Here is a 17,162-nt window from a genome sequence, read left to right on the forward strand (position 1 = left end):
ACGCGGCGAAGTTCACCTCAGATATCGAGATCCTTGGCGAACTCGGCGTTTTCCTGAATGAAACGGAAGCGGGCCTCGGGCTTGGTACCCATCAGTTCGTCGACCGTCTTGCGTGTCGAGCCGGGGTCCAGTTCATCGATCTCCACCCGCAACAGGCTGCGCTGCGCCGGGTCCATCGTTGTTTCCTTGAGCTGCTTGGGCAGCATTTCGCCGAGACCCTTGAAGCGCGAGACCTCGACCTTGCCCTTGCCGTTGAACTCTCGCGCCATGAGTTCGGCCCGGTGGGCGTCGTCGCGGGCATAGAGCGTCCGTCCGCCCTGGGTGAGCTTGTAAAGCGGCGGGACGGCCAGGAACAAATGGCCGTTGCGGATCAGCTCGGGCATCTCCGAATAGAAGAAGGTGATCAGAAGCGAGGCGATGTGCGCGCCGTCGACATCGGCATCGGTCATGATGATCACGCGCTCGTAACGCAGATCGTCGTCGCGATACTTCGAGCGTGTGCCGCAGCCCAGCGCCTGGATGATGTCGGCGATCTGCTGGTTGGCGGTCATCTTGTCGCGGCCCGCCGAGGCGACGTTGAGGATCTTGCCGCGCAGCGGCAGGATGGCCTGGGTGGCGCGGTGGCGTGCCTGCTTGGCCGACCCGCCCGCCGAATCGCCCTCGACGATGAACAGTTCCGCGCCCGCCGCCGAATTTTGCGAGCAGTCGGCCAGCTTGCCGGGCAGGCGCAATTTGCGCACCGCGCTCTTGCGATTGATTTCCTTTTCCTTGCGCCGCCGCAGGCGCTCGTCGGCGCGCTCGACCACCCATTCCAGAAGCCGGTTGGCCTGTTGCGGCGACGCCGTCAGCCAGTGGTCGAACGGGTCGCGCAGGGCCGTCTCGACGATCTTCTGCGCTTCGATGGTCGCCAGCCGGTCCTTGGTCTGGCCGACGAACTCGGGTTCGCGCACGAACACCGACAGCATCGCCGCCGCCGAGATCATCACATCGTCGGTCGTGATCACCGAGGCTCGCTTGTTGCCGGTCATCTCGCCATAGGCTTTCAGGCCGCGCGTCATGGCAAGGCGCAGGCCCGCCTCGTGCGTGCCGCCCTCGGGCGTCGGGATCGTGTTGCAGTAGGAGTTCACGAAGCCGTCGCCCGTGTGCCAGGTGATCGCCCATTCGACCGCGCCGTGCCCGCCGCTCTTTTCGGTCTTGCCGGCGAAGACCGTTTCGCTGATCCGGTGATCGCCGGGCAGGGATGCCTCCAGATAGTCCTTGAGGCCGCCCGGAAAATGGAACGTCGCCTTGAGCGGGGTCTTGTCGCGATCCTTGGGCGCGACCAGTTCCTCGGCGCATTCCCAACGGATTTCCACGCCGCCGAACAGATAGGCCTTCGACCGCGCCATCTTGGCGAGCCGCGCCGGATCGAACTTCGCGCTCTCGCCGAAGATTTCCGCGTCGGGATGAAATTTCACGCGCGTGCCTCGGCGGTTGTGCACCTCGCCGAGATTTTCGAGCCCGCCCATCGGCTTGCCGCGCGAAAAACGCTGCCGGTAGAGCTGCCGGTTGCGCGCGACCTCCACTTCGAGGCTGTCCGACAGGGCGTTGACCACCGAGACCCCGACGCCGTGCAGGCCGCCCGAGGTCTCATAGGCCTTGCCGTCGAACTTGCCGCCCGCATGCAGCGTCGTCATGATCACTTCGAGCGCCGACTTGTCCTTGAATTTGGGGTGCGGGTCGACAGGAATGCCACGGCCATTGTCGCTGACGGTCAGCGAGCCGTCCGCGGCCAGCGACACCTCGATGAAGGTGGCATGGCCGGCGACCGCCTCGTCCATCGAATTGTCGATCACTTCGGCGAACAGATGATGCAGCGCCTTGGTGTCGGTGCCGCCAATATACATGCCCGGACGCCGGCGGACCGGCTCGAGCCCTTCGAGCACCTCGATCGAGGAGGCGTCATAGTCGGTGCCAGCCGCCGGTGCCGGCGCGGACCTGCCGGCCTTTGCGGCGGCTGGCGGCGTCGCCGCCGGGCGCGCCGGTGCCGGTTGGGATGCGCCGAAAAGATCGCCTGTGTCGTCCATGGTCATGACTGCTCGATGAGGGCCCCGAATCAGGCCGCACTATGGCACAGCCCGCCCGGCGGCGCGAAATGCGCGGTGCGCTTGTGCATGGCCGGTCGGAAAGGCTATCTGGGGCCGCTGAAACGAGGGAACGACAGCCGTGCGCGATCAACTTTCCGATCACCAAACCGGGCATGGCCGGGCCGACCCGGTCAAGGCGGCGCAGGAGGCGATGCGCGCGCCGCTGCCGAGGCGCTTCTACAAGACGGCGGGCGTCGCGCCGGAGGGCGACGGCCATGCCGTACAGCTCGACGGCCGCACCGCGAAAACGCCCGGCCGTGCGCCGCTCTTGCTGGCGACCGAGGCGGCCGCGCAGATGGTCGCCGACGAATTCGCCGCGCAGGGCGAGACGATCGATCCGGCATCGATGCCCTGCTTCCGGCTGGTCAACACGGCGATCGATGGCGTTGCGACCGACCCGCAGGCGGTGCTCGAGGATGTGGTGCGGTTCTTCGGCACCGATCTTCTGTGCTACCGCGCCGGAGAGCCGGAAACGCTGGTGGCGGCGCAGCGGGAGAAATGGGACGGCCCTCTGGCATGGGCCGAAGAGATGGCCGGATCGCGATTCGCACTGGCCGAAGGCGTCATGCATGTTGCCCAGCCGCGCGAGACGCTGGCGGCGATGGGCGTGCATTTGCGCCAGATCGCCGATCCGGTTGCGCTCGCCGCGCTTCATTCGATGACGACGCTGACCGGCTCGGCGATCCTGGCGCTGGGTACGCTGCGCGACGCCTGGAGCGCAGAGGAAGCCTGGACGGCCGCCCATGTGGACGAGGATTTCAACATCTCCCAGTGGGGCGAGGACGCCGAAGCCAAGGCGCGCCGCGCCCGGCGCTGGACGGAGATGAACGCCGCCGCGCGGATGGCGGCGGCGCTGGGCGAATAGGCCGAAAGACGCCTTTGCGTCCGGGCGATGGCTTGCTAGCGATGGCCACGAAACGACAGGGCGGGACTGTTCATGAAAAACGTGATCGAAGAGCTTGAGCAACGCCGTGCGGTGGCGATGCTCGGCGGGGGTGAGAAGCGGATCGAGGCACAGCACGGGCGGGGCAAGCTGACCGCGCGCGAGCGGCTGACGGTCCTGCTCGACGAGGGCAGCTTCGAGGAGTTCGACATGTTCGTCGAGCACCGCTGCACCGATTTCGGTATGGCCGAGACAAAGATTCCCGGCGACGGCGTCGTCACCGGCTGGGGCACGGTCAACGGCAGGACGGTGTTCGTCTTCGCCAAGGATTTCACCGTCTTTGGCGGTTCGCTGTCGGAAACCCATGCCCAGAAGATCATGAAAGTCCAGGACATGGCGCTGAAGAACCGCGCGCCGATCATCGGGCTTTACGATGCGGGCGGCGCGCGCATCCAGGAGGGAGTGGCCGCGCTCGGCGGCTATGCCGAAGTGTTCCAGCGCAACGTGCTCGCTTCCGGCGTCATTCCGCAGATTTCGCTGATCATGGGGCCGTGCGCCGGAGGCGACGTCTATTCGCCGGCGATGACCGACTTCATATTCATGGTACGCGACCGCTCCTACATGTTCGTCACCGGCCCCGACGTGGTGAAGACCGTGACCAACGAGACCGTGACCGCCGAGGAGCTGGGCGGCGCCAAGGTGCACACGACGCGCTCGTCGATCGCCGACGGCGCCTACGACCACGATGTCGACGCGCTGTTGCAGATGCGCCGGCTGATCGATTTCCTGCCCGCCTCGAACACCGCGCCGGTACCGGAGCTGGAAAGTCACCAGCCGGTGGACGACGAGGACCGCTCGCTCGACATGCTGGTGCCCGACAATGCCAACAAGCCCTATGACATCAAGGAACTGATCGAAAAGACCGTCGACGAGGGCGATTTCTTCGAGATCCAGGCCGATTTTGCGAAGAACATCGTCACCGGTTTCGGCCGCATCGAGGGCCGCACGACGGGGTTCGTCGCCAACCAGCCGCTGGTGCTGGCGGGCGTGCTCGATTCAGACGCCAGCCGCAAGGCGGCGCGTTTCGTCCGGTTCTGCGATGCGTTTTCGATCCCGATCGTCACCTTCGTCGACGTGCCGGGCTTTCTGCCGGGCACCGCGCAGGAATATGGCGGGCTGATCAAGCATGGCGCCAAACTCCTGTTCGCCTATGGCGAGGCGACCGTGCCCAAGGTGACGCTGATCACCCGCAAGGCCTATGGCGGCGCCTATGACGTGATGGCGTCCAAGCATCTGCGCGGCGACATCAACTATGCCTGGCCATCGGCGCAGATCGCGGTGATGGGCGCCAAGGGCGCGGTCGAGATCATCCACCGCAAGGATCTGGGCGATCCCGACAAGATCGCCGCCCACACACAGTCCTATGAGGACCGGTTCCTGTCACCGTTCGTCGCCGCCGAGCGCGGCTACATCGACGAGGTGATCATGCCGCGCGTCACGCGCAAGCGCATCGCGCGCGCGCTGCGGCTCCTGCGGAACAAGGATCTCGAAAACCCCTGGAAGAAGCACGACAACATCCCGTTGTGAGGTGCGCGGTCAAACCTCCCCCTTGAGGGGAGGTCGGCGAGTGCCGAGTGAAATGAGGCAGAGCCGGGTGGGGGTGCCGGTGCGGACATCGCGGTCATTTGTTACCCCCACCCGCTCGACCATCGCACGCTCGGTCTCGCGTGCCTCCCCTCAAGGGGGAGGCGAGAGGCGCACACCCGCCGCTCAAACCAGCCCCAGCCCCTTCAGGCTGGCATGGCCGGATTTGCCGATGATCACATGATCGTGGACGGTGATATCGAGCGGCTCCAGCGCCTCGATGATCTTGCGGGTCATCTGGATGTCGGCGCGCGAGGGCGTCGGATCGCCCGAGGGATGGTTGTGGACCAGGATGATCGCCGTGGCGTGCAGTTCGACCGAGCGGCGCAGCACCTCGCGCGGATACACCGGCGTGTGGTCCACCGTGCCGGTCTGCTGCACCTCGTCGGCGATCAGGCCGTTCTTCTTGTCGAGATAAAGGACGCGGAACTGCTCGCGGCTCTCATGCGCCATGGCTGCCGTGCAATAGTCGATCACCGTCTGCCATGAGTTGAGGACCGTGCGGTTGTCGATGCCCTGGCGCACCATCAGCCGCGCCGATGCGGCGACGATTTTCAGGTCGAGCGCGCTCGACCGGCCCATGCCGGGCACCTCGGCCAGCCGGGCCGGATCGGCGCCGAGCACCGCGCCGAACGAGCCGAACCGCGCGATCAGCGCTTTCGCAATGGGTTTGGTGTCGCGGCGCGGGATCGACCGGTAGAGCAGCAGTTCGAGCAGTTCGTAGTCGGCCAGCGCTTCGGCGCCGGCCTTGGCAAAGCGCGTCCGCAGGCGCTGGCGATGGCCGGCATGGGGCGAGGGCGGCGCAGACTTGGGCGGCGCGGACGCCGCGAACGGCGTGTCGTCGCGGATTTCCCGCAGAAAGGCGGCGCGCTCGTCATGCTCGTCGCCATCGTCGGTCATCGTCTACCGCGCGATGGGCAGGCCCGGGCGATCGAGGCCGCCGGGCGACAGGGTGAAAATCTCGCAGCCGTCTTCGGTCACGCCGACGGTGTGCTCATATTGCGCCGACAGCGAGCGGTCGCGCGTCACAGCCGTCCAGCCGTCGGACAGCACCTTCACGTGGGCGCGGCCCAGATTGATCATCGGTTCGATCGTGAAGATCATGCCCGGCTTGATCTCCGCGCCTTCGTCGGTGCGGCCGTAATGCAGCACGTTCGGCGCATCATGGAAGAGCTGGCCGATGCCATGGCCGCAGAAATCGCGAACGACGGAACAGCGCTCGGCCTCCGCATGGGCCTGGATCGCCGCGCCGATGGCGCCCATCCGCGCGCCGGGCCTGACGGCTTCGATGCCGCGCATCAGGCATTCGTGGGTGACGTCCATCAGCCGCTCTGCGGCCCGCTTGGGCTGGCCGACCGGATACATGCGCGAGGAATCGCCGTGCCAGCCGTCGAGCACATAGGTGACGTCGATGTTGACGATGTCTCCGTTGCGCAGCGGCTTGTCGTTCGGGATGCCGTGGCAGACCACGTGGTTGATCGAGGTGCAGGACGATTTGGTGTAGCCGCGATAGTTGAGCGTTGCGGGCACCGCGTCATGATCCATGCCGAACTCGAACAGGAACTTGTCGATCGCGCTGGTGGTGGTGCCGGGCTGAACCAGCGGGGCGACCTCGTCAAGCGCCTTGGCGACCAGCGCGCCGGCCTTGCGCATGCCGTCGAAGCCGGCCGTGCCGTGAAGGCGGATCTGGCCGGTGTTCTTCACCGGGGCGATGGCTGCGTCAAGATAGGTCACCATGGTCGGGTCCGCTGGATGGTTTCCGGTCACGCGGCGCGCAGGATGGCCTCGTCGATCGCCACAAGCCGCTCCGGCGCGATGGCCGCCTGCGAGATGTGGCACCGAACCGCAAAGGCTTCAACCCCGCGGGCAATCGCCCGGTCGAATTCGCGCGCGTAATCCGGGTCGAGATCGCGGCACAGGCGGAAGCTGTCGCAGTCCGCGCGCTGGATCAGGAACACCATGATCGCGCGGTGGCCTTCCTCGGCCATGTCGCCCAGTTCGCGCAGATGCTTGGCGCCGCGCGCGGTCCTTGTGTCGGGAAATTCGGCCAGCCCGGGCGCCCGGCGCAAATGCACGTTCTTGACCTCGACATAGGCGCGCCCGCGCGCCGGGTCGTCCAGCAATAGGTCGATGCGCGAATTCTGTCCGTACTTCTGCTCGCGCCTGAGCGTTTCGTAGGAACCGAGATCGCCGATCATGCCGGCGGCGATCGCCTCCTCGGTGAGCCGGTTGGGCAGGCCGGTGTTGATGCCGACCAGCGTGCCGTCCGCTTCGACGATTTCGAGGCGATGGGCGTATTTGCGTTTGGGATCGTCCGAGCGCGACAGGAACACCCGACTGCCCGGTTCGGTCAGCCCCATCATCGATCCGGTGTTGGGCACGGAAACGGTTATCTCGCTTCCGTCCTCCAGCGTCACGTCGGCGAGGAAGCGTTTGTAGCGGCGGATCAGCCGCGCTTCGACAAGCGGCGGGTCAAACTTCATCCGAGACGATCAGAAGGGCAAGGCTTCAAACCCGCACCTTGACATACTCGCCGGGTGCGTCGCCGAGCAGTTTCTTCTTGCCGCCAACACCAAGCTTGGTGCGCGCGGCANTTTTCGATCCAGGCTTCGAACGCGCCCTCCACCTTCGGACCGGTCCAGAACTGGTACTTGCCGCGATGGGGCGGGTTGACGACGCCGGCAATGTGGCCGGAACCGCCCATCACGTAGGTGACATCGCCGCCAAACAGCTTCGAGCCTTCGAAAACCGACAGGGCCGGCGCGATATGATCCTCGCGTGTCGCCAGATTGTAGATCGGCAATTTGACGTCACCGAGATTGATCGGCGCACCGCCAAGGCGCATTTCGCCCTTGGCGAGATTGTTCTCCAGATAGCAGTTGCGCAGGTAGAAGATGTGGTTGGCGCACGCCATGCGCGTCGAATCGGCGTTCCAGTAGAGCAGGTCGAAGGGCAGGGGATCCTTGCCCTTCATGTAGTTGTTGACGACATAAGGCCAGATCAGGTCGCCCGAGCGCAGCATGTTGAACGCCGTCGCCATCTTCGAGCCGTCCAGATAACCGGTTTCCTTCATCCGCGCTTCGAGGATTTCGAGCTGCTCGTCGTCGACGAAGACCTTGAGGTCGCCCGCATGGGTGAAATCGACCTGGGTGGTGAACAGCGTCGCGGTGGCGATTCGGTCGTCGCCCTCGCGCGCCATCAGCGCCATCGCCGCCGACAGGAGCGTGCCGCCGACACAATAGCCGATCGCGTTGACCTGTTTTTCGCCGGTCGACTGCTCCACCGTGTCGAGCGCGAAGAACAGGCCCTGGCGGATATAGTCGTTCCAGTCCATCTGCGCGTGCCGCGTGTCCGGGTTGGCCCAGGAGATGACGAACACGGTGTGGCCCTGATCGACGGCCCACTTGATGAAGCTCTTGTCCGGATTCAGGTCCAGAATGTAGAATTTGTTGATCCAGGGCGGGCATATCAGAAGCGGCCGCTTGAGCACCTTTTCGGTGGTCGGCTCGTACTGGATGATCTCCACCAGCTCGTTGCGCGCGACCACCTTGCCGGGCGTGGTGGCGATGTTCTTGCCGATCTCGAACTTCGAATAGTCCGCCTGGCGGATGCGCACTTCGCCCTTGCCGGTCTTCAGATCCTCGGCCAGCAGTTCCATGCCGCGCACCAGATTCTCGCCATTGGTCGCGACCGTTTCCTTGAAGATCTCCGGGTTGGAGATCATGAAGTTGGACGGCGACAGCGCATTGGTGAACTGGCGCACGTAGAACTGCGCCTTGTGCTTGGTGTGATCGTCGAGGCCCTCGGCCTCGTCGACCAGGTCGGTCGCCCATTTCGACGTGATCAGATAGGCCTGCTTGAGGAACGAGAAGAAGGCGTTGCCGGTCCAGTCCTCATCGGCAAAGCGCTTGTCGCGCGGGGCGGCGGGAACCGCCTCGCCGACCGACGGGTCGCCCATCCGCTTGATCGAATTGGCCCAGATGTTCATGTAGCCCGAAAACAGCTTGGTCTGGGCTTCGAGCGCGCGCTGAGGATCGGAGAGCCAGTATTCGGTGACCTTGGAGAATGTCTTGGCCATGTCGGCGGCCGGCTCGGAGATGGTGTCCTGTGCTTCGCCCTTTTCGCGCGGGCCAACCCACTCGGCGGCGGCATGGCCGGCGGCCTGCACCATCCGCGCCAGATTGCGCGCGAATGCCTCGGGGTCCTTGATCACATAGGCATCGATCGCCTCCAGCCCTTTTTCGGACTGATGCACGGCGTCGTCGTCGCGCGCCTTGGCACTCATCGTTTCCATCCCGTTCGTTTTGTTCCGGCCCGCTTCTTGCGGCGGTCTTGCTGACGCCATACTAGCGTTGCAGAAAGATGACTATCAACCGGAACCAAGGCCGTAACCGCTTTGTCTCATGTTACGACAAAACTGTTGGTTTTCCTACGCGGCGGCCTTTTGGGACTGCTGCCGGCCGGCTTGATGCTGGCAGGATGCACATCGACCTCGACCATCGATACCGCCTTTTCCGATGTCGGACAGCCGGTTGCGTCGGCGCCGCTCGATCCGTTGCCGGCCCCGTCCGAGCCGCTTGCGCCGCTCAACGCGCCGTCCGAGCCGTTCACGCAGCAGGCACTTGTCCCCGTGCCGTCCTCCGGCGCGGCGAGCAAGACGGGCGCTTTCCCCAACATCAACGATGAGCCGCCGCCCTCGCAAAAGCAGATCACCGATGCCGAGCGAGCCGTCATGATGGCGGAAATGCAGGCGCTGCAGGCCGAACTCGATGCCGGGCGCGTGCCCACCGAATCCAGTGCGGCGCGGATGGCCGCACTGCAGCGGCTGGCGGCCACCCATTCCGCCGAGGTGCTGCGCCGGATCGAGGGCGAGTGACCGGTTCTCTGGCCTCGCTTTTTGCCGCTTTGCAGGCTATAGCGCCCCATATCCCGACGAGAGCCGCGCCATGGAAGAATTTCACAAGACCAAGCGTCTGCCACCCTATGTGTTCGAGCAGGTCAATAGGCTGAAGGCCAGCGCCCGCGCCGCCGGCCGTGACATCATCGATCTGGGTATGGGCAATCCGGATCTGCCGACGCCGCAATCGATCGTCGACAAATTGTGCGACACCGTTCGCGATCCGCGCACCCACCGCTATTCTTCCTCCAAGGGCATTCCCGGCCTGCGCAAGGCCCAGGCCGCCTACTATGCGCGCCGCTTCGGCGTGAAACTCGATCCGGAAACCCAGATCGTGGCAACGCTCGGTTCCAAGGAAGGCTTTGCCAACATGGCCCAGGCGATCACCGCGCCGGGCGATGTGGTTCTGTGTCCGGACCCGACCTATCCGATTCACGCCTTCGGCTTCATCATGTCGGGCGGCGTCATCCGCTCGATGCAGGCCACCCCCGACGAGGGTTTCATGAAGGCGCTCGACCGCGCTGTGCGCCACTCGATACCCAAGCCGCTGGCGGTGATCCTCAACTATCCGTCCAACCCCACCGCGCTGACGGCGACGCTCGACTTCTACCGGGACGTGGTCGCGTTCGCCCGCAAGCACGATTTGATCATCCTTTCCGATCTTGCCTATTCGGAGATCTATTTCGGCGATGCGCCGCCGCCTTCGGTGCTCGAAGTGCCCGGCGCCATGGATGTCGCGGTCGAATTCACCTCCATGTCCAAGACCTTTTCCATGCCCGGCTGGCGGATGGGGTTTGCGGTCGGCAACGAGCGGCTGATCGGCGCTCTGACACGGGTCAAGTCCTATCTCGATTATGGCGCGTTCACGCCGATCCAGGTGGCGGCAACCGCCGCGCTCAATGGCGACGGTTCCGACATTGAAGAGGTGCGCGAGACCTATCGCAAGCGCCGTGACGTTCTGGTCGACAGTTTCGGCAAGGCCGGCTTCGACGTGCCTGCGCCGGAGGCGACCATGTTCGCCTGGGCGCCGGTGCCCGAAAAGTTCCGCGAGCTGGGCTCGCTCGAATTCTCCAAGCTGCTGATCGAGAAGGCAGATGTGGCGGTGGCGCCCGGTGTCGGCTTCGGCGAGCATGGCGACGACCATGTGCGCATCGCGCTGGTTGAAAACGAGCACCGAATCCGGCAGGCCGCGCGCAACATCAAGCGGTTTCTGGCGAGCGCCGACACCAATCTCCACAATGTCGTGTCGCTGAGCGCCCACCGGTAGGACCCAAAGGGGATCAAGGTTATGAGTGAGAGTTTGCGGGTCGGGCTTGCGGGCCTTGGCACGGTCGGTGCGTCGGTGGCGAAGGTGATCGCCGAAAAAGCGGACGAACTGGCGGCCCAGTGCGGCCGCCCGGTCGAGATCACCGCCGTTTCCGCCCGCGACCGGTCCCGGGATCGCGGCTTCGATCACACGCAAATGCATTGGTTCGACGATCCCGTCGCGCTGGCCCAAAGCAATCATATCGACGTGTTCGTCGAGCTGATCGGCGGCGATGAGGGGCCGGCGCTGGACAGCGTCGCCGCCGCGCTCGATGCGGGCCGCCATGTCGTCACCGCCAACAAGGCCCTTCTCGCCAAACACGGTGTCGAACTGGCGCGCAAGTCCGAGGCGGCCGGCGTGATCCTCAATTTCGAGGCGGCGGTCGCCGGCGGCATTCCGATCATCAAGACGATGCGCGAATCGCTGTCGGGCAACAAGGTCAGCCGCGTCTACGGCATCATGAACGGCACGGCGAACTACATCCTGACCCGCATGGAGCGCGACCGCATCACCTTTGCCGAATGTCTCGCCGACGCCCAACGGCTCGGCTATGCGGAGGCCGATCCGACCTTCGACATCGAGGGCCATGACACGGCCCACAAGCTGGCCATCCTGGCATCGATCGCATTTGGCACGCAGATCGCCGCCGACGACATCTACATGGAGGGCATTTCCAACATCGCGCTCGGCGACATCGAGGCGGCGCGGGAACTGGGTTACCGGATCAAGCTTCTGGGCGTTGCCCAGCGCACCGCCAGCGGTATCGAACAGCGCGTCCACCCGACCATGGTGCCGCTCGGCTCGGTCATCGCCCAGGTCGATGGCGTCACCAATGCGGTGGCCGTCGAGGCCGACGTGATCGGCACGCTGATGATGTCCGGGCCCGGCGCCGGCGGCAACGCCACCGCATCGGCGGTGATCGGCGATCTGGCCGACATCGCCAAGGCCCAGCCGGGCCGCCAGCAGGCACCGGCGCTCGGCCGGCCGGCGGACCTGCTCGAACCCTATGAGCGGGCGCGTATGCGGACCCATGAGGGCGGCTATTTCGTGCGCCTGACCGTGCATGACCGGCCCGGCGTTTTCGCCGCTCTGGCCACCCGCATGGCCGAACAGGACATCTCGCTGGAATCCATCGTCCAGCACGGCGCCGCGCCGCATCCCGTGCCGATGGGACCGGACAACCCCTATGGCGACGATCTGGACGGGACCGACCCGAAGACCGTCATCCTGATCACCCACGAAACGACCGAACAGGCGATCCGCAAGGCGATCGAGGGCATTTTGCAGGACGGCCATCTGGTTTCGCGCCCACAGGTCATCCGTATCGAGCGGGCCGGCTGACACAACGGTCAAACCGCTGGCACCTAAATCGATTTTGTTTGGGGCGGGGGCGTTTTCGGCCTTTTGCCCGGGCCGCCCCTGTGGTCAGTGCGGGCCGACAAGAACAGGATCGGGTCTGATTTCATGAACGAAACCATGCAAACGCCGGGGTTGACCCGCGAATTGTCGCTCGAACTTGCGCGCGTCACCGAGCGCGCGGCGGTGGCCGCCGCGCGGCTGCGCGGCCGAGGCGACGAGAAGGCGGCGGACCAGGTCGCGGTCGACGCGATGCGCGCCGAACTCAACCGTCTGCCGATCGCCGGCACCGTGGTGATCGGCGAGGGCGAGCGCGACGAGGCGCCGATGCTCTATATCGGCGAGGAGGTCGGCGCGGGCGGCGGGCCGGCCGTCGATATTGCGCTCGATCCGCTGGAAGGCACCACAGTGTGCGCCAAGAACCAGCCCAACTCGCTGGCCGTCATCGCCATCGCCACCAAGGGCAGCCTTCTCAACGCGCCCGATGTCTACATGGAGAAAATCGCCATTGGTCCGGGCTATCCGGACGGGCTGATCGATATCGACGCGAGCCCGGCCGATAACATCTATGCGCTGGCCAACGCCAAGAACGTGCCGGTCAACGAGATCACCGCCTGCATTCTGGACAGGCCGCGCCATGCCAAACTGATCGAGGCGGTGCGCGACGCCGGTGCCGCGATCCGGCTGATCGGTGACGGCGACGTGGCCGGGGTGATCGACACCACCGACCCCGAGGACACCGGGATCGACATCTATATCGGCACGGGCGGCGCGCCCGAGGGCGTTCTGGCAGCCGCTGCGCTGCGCTGCGTCGGCGGCCAGATGCTTGGCAGGCTGATCCTCGATACCGACGAGAAGCTGTCCCGCGCCGGACGCATGGGCATCGACGATCCGCGCCGCATCTATTCGGTCATGGACATGGCCAGCGGCGACGTGCTGTTTGCGGCGACCGGCGTCACCGACGGCAACATGCTGGCCGGCGTGCGCTTTGCCCGCAACTACATCCAGACCGAGACGATCGTCATGCGTTCGCGTTCGCAGACGATCCGCGAAATCACCGCGCGTCACCTGGACATGGACAAGTTCTGAGACCTGCCGGGCCATCGGTCACGCTTGACGCTGCCACCGGCAGGGGCGACATGAGGCCATGACCAGCCGCCCCGCCTTTCTCGATGTGCGCCAGTCGGCCCGGCAAAGGCGCTGGATCGAGAAGCTGACGCCGGCACAGGCGAACATCGCGCTCGACATGGCGCAGACGCATGGCATCGAAGAGATCATCGCCCGCGTGATGGCCGCGCGCGGCGTCACCGCCGGCGAGGCTGCGGGCTTTCTCGACCCGACGATCAAGGCGCTGATGCCCGATCCGTCGGTGATCACCGGACTGAATGAAGCGGCCGAGCGGATCGCGCGGGCCGTCACGGACGGCGAACGCGTCGCGATCTTTGGCGACTACGATGTCGACGGCGCCGCGTCGAGCGCGCTGCTTTCCCGCTATCTGGCGCATTTCGGGATCGCAGCGGACATCTACATTCCCGACCGCATTTTCGAGGGCTACGGCCCGAACCCGGCGGCGATGGCCAAGCTCGCCGAAAACGCCGACCTGATCGTCACTGTCGATTGCGGCACCAACAGCGCGGCCGCGTTCGAAACCGTGTCGGGCACCGACATCGTCGTGCTCGACCATCACCAGGTCGGCGGGCCGCTGCCCGACGTGGTCTCGGTCGTCAATCCGAACCGCGACGACGACATGTCCGGGCTCACCTATCTGTGCGCTGCCGGCGTCGTCTTCATGACGCTGGTCGATGTCTCGCGCCAGTTGCGCAGCGCAGGCCGGCGCGATCTGCCCGATCTGATGGCGCTGCTCGATCTGGTCGCGCTGGCGACGGTTTGCGACGTGGTGCCGCTCGTCGGCCTCAACCGGGCCTTTGTCGTCAAGGGTCTGGCCGTGGCGCGCCGCCAGACCAATGCCGGCCTTGCCGCCCTGGCCTCGGTGGCGCGGATCGGCGAACCGCTGGCACCGTTTCATTTCGGGTTCGTTCTGGGCCCGCGCATCAATGCCGGCGGGCGCATCGGCGATGCCGCGCTTGGCGCGCGGCTGCTCACCGCCGACGATCAGGACGGCGCACGGGCTCTGGCCGGCGAACTCGACGCGCTCAACGCCCAGCGCCAGGCGATCGAAGTGCAGATGGTCGAGGAGGCCCGCGCCGAGGCCGAGCGCGAGCTTCAGTCGGCCAATCCGCCTTCGGTGATCGTGACCGCGAGCCATGACTGGCATCCGGGCATAGCCGGGCTGATCGCCTCGCGCCTCAAGGAAGCGCTGCGCAAGCCCGCTTTCGCCATCGCGTTCGATGCCAACGGCATCGGCACCGGGTCGGGCCGGTCGATTGCCGGCTTCGACATGGGCCGGATGGTACGCGCGGCCGTGGAAGCGGGCATCCTCGAAAAAGGCGGCGGCCATGCCATGGCCGCGGGTCTGACCGTCCGCACGGAAAAGCTCGGCGAACTGCGCGCCTTCTTCGAGGACAAGGCCAGCGAGGCGGTGGGCCGGCTGATCGAAAACGATGCTCTGGAGATCGATGGCGCGCTCTCGGCGTCGGGCGTGACGGCGGCGCTGATCGACAAGCTCGCCAGGGCGGGCCCGTTCGGCGCCGGCCATCCGGAGCCGGTGTTCGCCCTGCCGCGTCACCAGATCGCGCATGTCAAACCGGTCGGCAACGGTCACCTGAAGCTCGGCTTGCGCGGCATGGGGCCGGGCACGCTCGATGCGATCGCCTTCAGGGTGCGGGACGAACCGCTGGGCAAGATGCTGGCCGAAAATGCCGGACGCAGCCTGCATCTGGCAGGCACCGTGTCCATCAATCACTGGAACGGCCGGCAGATCCCGCAATTGCGCGTCATCGACGCCGCGATTCCGGACCGATAACCCGTCGGGTCTGTCAGAGGTGGCTGCCGAGGCGCGTTCCGGCCTTCAGATAGCGCATCGGATTGACGGCCTGGCCGTCCTTGCGCACTTCGTAATGCAGGTGCGGACCTGTCGACCGTCCCGTATTGCCCGATGCGCCGATCCGCTGGCCGGCGGAAACCTCCTCGCCGACCCTCACCTGAATGCGGCTCAGATGGGCAAAGCGCGTCTTCAGCCCGTTGCCATGGTCGATCTCGACCATCTTGCCGTAACCGCCATTGCGGCCGGCCCGGACGATCTTGCCGCTCGCCGGTGCGCGGATTGGCGTGCCTGTCGGCGCCCGGAAGTCCATGCCGGCGTGAAAGGCGCTGCGGCCCAGGATCGGGTCGCGCCGCGGCCCGAAACCGCTTGTGATCCGCTGACCGGGCGCGGGATGGGCGATCGGAAAGGCGGTGACTTCGCTCTTTGTGCGTTCAAGCGCGTCAAGCGCGGTCTGCAGCGCTTCGATGCCGGTTTCGAACGATTCATCCGCCGAGATGTCGCCGATCGGCACGAACGGGCCGCCGACCGCGTCGAGCGGCGTGGTCTCCGAGCGGATCGGAAGACCCGATTCCCTAGCGGCCGCGATGATCGCGTTGCGCTTGGAGTGTGCGGCGCGGGCGAGAACGCCGAGTTGCTCAAGCTGCGCGGTCTCGATCTCGTCCAGCGTCGAGGTGACGCTGCTGAGCGCGGTGAGCGGATCGGCCGGGCCGAGACGGTCGGCCTTGGTGCTCGCGGCCGAGCGCGTGGCTGGCGCGTAGCCGAGCCCGGCCCGAACGGGCTGCGTGGCCGGCGCCAGCAGCGGATTGGCGGGCACGATGGTCTCAAGCGCGGCCTGGTCGGCGCCCGGCCTGAGCGCCGGGACGGGCAGGGCGTCCGCGGGAACCGCCTGCGCGCCGATACCGCGGCCGCGCGCCCGTTCGAGCAGCGGCGCCAGCGTGCCCGATCGCTCGGCCAGCGCGCTTTGCCGCGTTGCCAGTTCGGCGATCTTGCTTTCCATGAACTGCTGGTCGAGCAGCCGGTGCGAGGTGATCCGGTCGACCTGCGCGCGCAGCGAGGCGATCCGGTCCTCGTAGGCGTGCTGGACCCGGGCCTGACGCAGCACTGCGGCGTTGATCAGATCGTCACGCATGATCAGATAGCCTGTGGCGATCAGATAGCCGGCGGCGACCGCCAACAGAAGCGAAGCGCCAAGCGCGACGGCCCAGGGCCGGACGGTGAAATGCCTGATCCGGTCGCCCTGGGCGATGACGATCATGTGCGGCTGCCGGCGGCGTCCGAATACGGCGGATTGACCCACGATACCCCGTCTCCAGTGTCATTATCCTGACCCGGAATTAGAAGGCGTTAGGGTTAACAAAGCGTATCGCCGCCGGTCGCTGGCGGCCCCGCGGCGACCGGGATCAGCCGTTGAGCGCGACGGCCGCCTCCAGCACCGCTTCGGCATGGCCGGGCACTTTCACCTTGCGCCAGACCTGCGCGATCTTGCCGTCGGCATCGATCAGGAAGGTGGAGCGCTCGACACCCATGTATTTGCGGCCATACATGCTTTTTTCGACCCATACGCCATAGGCTTCGAGCGTGGTCTTTTCCTCGTCGGAAGCGAGGGTGACCGTGAGATCGTGCTTGGCCTTGAACTTGTCGTGCTTGGCGGCGCTGTCCGGCGACATGCCGATCACCGCCGTGTTGGCCGCCTTGAAGTCGTCGAGCAGGCCGGAAAAGGCGATCGCTTCCTTGGTGCAACCGCTGGTGTCGTCCTTGGGGTAGAAGAACAGCGCCACCTTCTGGCCCCGGAACGCGGAGAGCGACACGGTTTCGCCATTGTCGGCCGGAAGGGTGAAATCGGGCGCTTCGGCGCCGGCATCGATTGTCGTCACGGATCGGTTTCCTCGTCATCGGGTTGGGTCGGGGCGTGCGGATCATGCGTCGCGCCGGACGCGTCGCAGTCTTGCACGCCATGACATATAAGCGATGGTGCGCGGGCGTCCACGGCGATTCCCGCTTACCTG

General features: G+C 65.9%; 14 protein-coding genes. 7 read left to right on the forward strand and 7 right to left on the reverse strand.

Going from position 1 to position 17,162, the window contains the following annotated elements:
* Nucleotides 1-17: 17 nt before the first annotated feature.
* Nucleotides 18-2,066, reverse strand: coding sequence for a DNA topoisomerase IV subunit B (gene parE, locus DEM25_RS02060; RefSeq protein WP_120222624.1), 2,049 nt, complete (start codon nt 2,064-2,066; stop codon nt 18-20).
* A gap of 139 nt (nt 2,067-2,205) precedes the next feature.
* Between parE and DEM25_RS02065 the strand changes: the two genes are divergently transcribed.
* Nucleotides 2,206-2,991 (forward strand): ATP12 family chaperone protein, encoded by a 786-nt coding sequence (locus tag DEM25_RS02065; RefSeq protein ID WP_245412727.1) that lies wholly within the window; start codon nt 2,206-2,208, stop codon nt 2,989-2,991.
* Nucleotides 2,992-3,063: 72 nt separating this feature from the next.
* Nucleotides 3,064-4,596 carry an acyl-CoA carboxylase subunit beta gene (locus DEM25_RS02070; protein ID WP_109767187.1) on the forward strand — a complete coding sequence of 511 codons (1,533 nt, stop codon included), beginning with the start codon at nt 3,064-3,066 and terminating at the stop codon, nt 4,594-4,596.
* 183 nt (nt 4,597-4,779) lie between these two features.
* On the opposite strand, the gene radC is transcribed toward DEM25_RS02070, so the two are convergent.
* The 4 genes from radC to DEM25_RS02090 are packed head-to-tail and all read right to left on the reverse strand — an operon-like array spanning nt 4,780 to nt 8,938.
* On the reverse strand, nt 4,780-5,553 hold the full coding sequence (gene radC / locus DEM25_RS02075) for a RadC family protein (protein WP_109767186.1): 774 nt from the start codon (nt 5,551-5,553) through the stop codon (nt 4,780-4,782).
* Between the two features lie 3 nt (nt 5,554-5,556).
* The gene (gene map, locus DEM25_RS02080; protein ID WP_109767223.1) at nt 5,557-6,390 is read right to left on the reverse strand and encodes a type I methionyl aminopeptidase; all 834 of its coding nucleotides are present in this window, start codon (nt 6,388-6,390) and stop codon (nt 5,557-5,559) included.
* A gap of 26 nt (nt 6,391-6,416) precedes the next feature.
* Nucleotides 6,417-7,136 carry a DNA/RNA nuclease SfsA gene (gene sfsA, locus DEM25_RS02085; RefSeq protein WP_109767185.1) on the reverse strand — a complete coding sequence of 240 codons (720 nt, stop codon included), beginning with the start codon at nt 7,134-7,136 and terminating at the stop codon, nt 6,417-6,419.
* Complete coding sequence (locus DEM25_RS02090) at nt 7,133-8,938, reverse strand: PHA/PHB synthase family protein (RefSeq protein ID WP_120222625.1); 1,806 nt, start codon at nt 8,936-8,938, stop codon at nt 7,133-7,135. Before DEM25_RS02090 ends, sfsA begins: the two co-directional genes overlap by 4 nt.
* A 135-nt stretch (nt 8,939-9,073) precedes the next feature.
* On the opposite strand from DEM25_RS02090, the gene DEM25_RS02095 reads away from it, so the two are divergent.
* From DEM25_RS02095 to recJ, 5 genes are all read left to right on the forward strand, one after another.
* Entirely contained in the window at nt 9,074-9,529 is a 456-nt protein-coding gene (locus DEM25_RS02095) for a hypothetical protein (RefSeq protein WP_147393257.1), read from the forward strand.
* A 70-nt stretch (nt 9,530-9,599) separates the two neighbouring features.
* On the forward strand, nt 9,600-10,817 hold the full coding sequence (locus DEM25_RS02100; RefSeq protein WP_109767183.1) for an LL-diaminopimelate aminotransferase: 1,218 nt from the start codon (nt 9,600-9,602) through the stop codon (nt 10,815-10,817).
* Between the two features lie 21 nt (nt 10,818-10,838).
* Nucleotides 10,839-12,197, forward strand: coding sequence for a homoserine dehydrogenase (locus DEM25_RS02105; RefSeq protein WP_109767182.1), 1,359 nt, complete (start codon nt 10,839-10,841; stop codon nt 12,195-12,197).
* A gap of 123 nt (nt 12,198-12,320) precedes the next feature.
* A complete protein-coding gene (glpX, locus tag DEM25_RS02110; protein ID WP_109767221.1) occupies nt 12,321-13,301 on the forward strand; it encodes a class II fructose-bisphosphatase in 981 nt (326 codons plus the stop codon).
* Between the two features lie 58 nt (nt 13,302-13,359).
* Complete coding sequence (recJ, locus tag DEM25_RS02115; RefSeq protein WP_109767181.1) at nt 13,360-15,135, forward strand: single-stranded-DNA-specific exonuclease RecJ; 1,776 nt, start codon at nt 13,360-13,362, stop codon at nt 15,133-15,135.
* Nucleotides 15,136-15,148: 13 nt separating this feature from the next.
* Here recJ and DEM25_RS02120 read toward each other — a convergent pair whose 3' ends face one another.
* The gene (locus DEM25_RS02120; RefSeq protein WP_109767220.1) at nt 15,149-16,411 is read right to left on the reverse strand and encodes a M23 family metallopeptidase; all 1,263 of its coding nucleotides are present in this window, start codon (nt 16,409-16,411) and stop codon (nt 15,149-15,151) included.
* A gap of 145 nt (nt 16,412-16,556) precedes the next feature.
* The gene (bcp, locus tag DEM25_RS02125) at nt 16,557-17,030 is read right to left on the reverse strand and encodes a thioredoxin-dependent thiol peroxidase (protein WP_109767180.1); all 474 of its coding nucleotides are present in this window, start codon (nt 17,028-17,030) and stop codon (nt 16,557-16,559) included.
* Between the last annotated feature and the right edge of the window lie 132 nt (nt 17,031-17,162).

Origin of the sequence: Oceaniradius stylonematis, from assembly GCF_003149475.2 — a bacterium.
GTDB classification, from domain to species: Bacteria; Pseudomonadota; Alphaproteobacteria; order Rhizobiales; family Rhizobiaceae; genus Roseitalea; species Roseitalea stylonematis.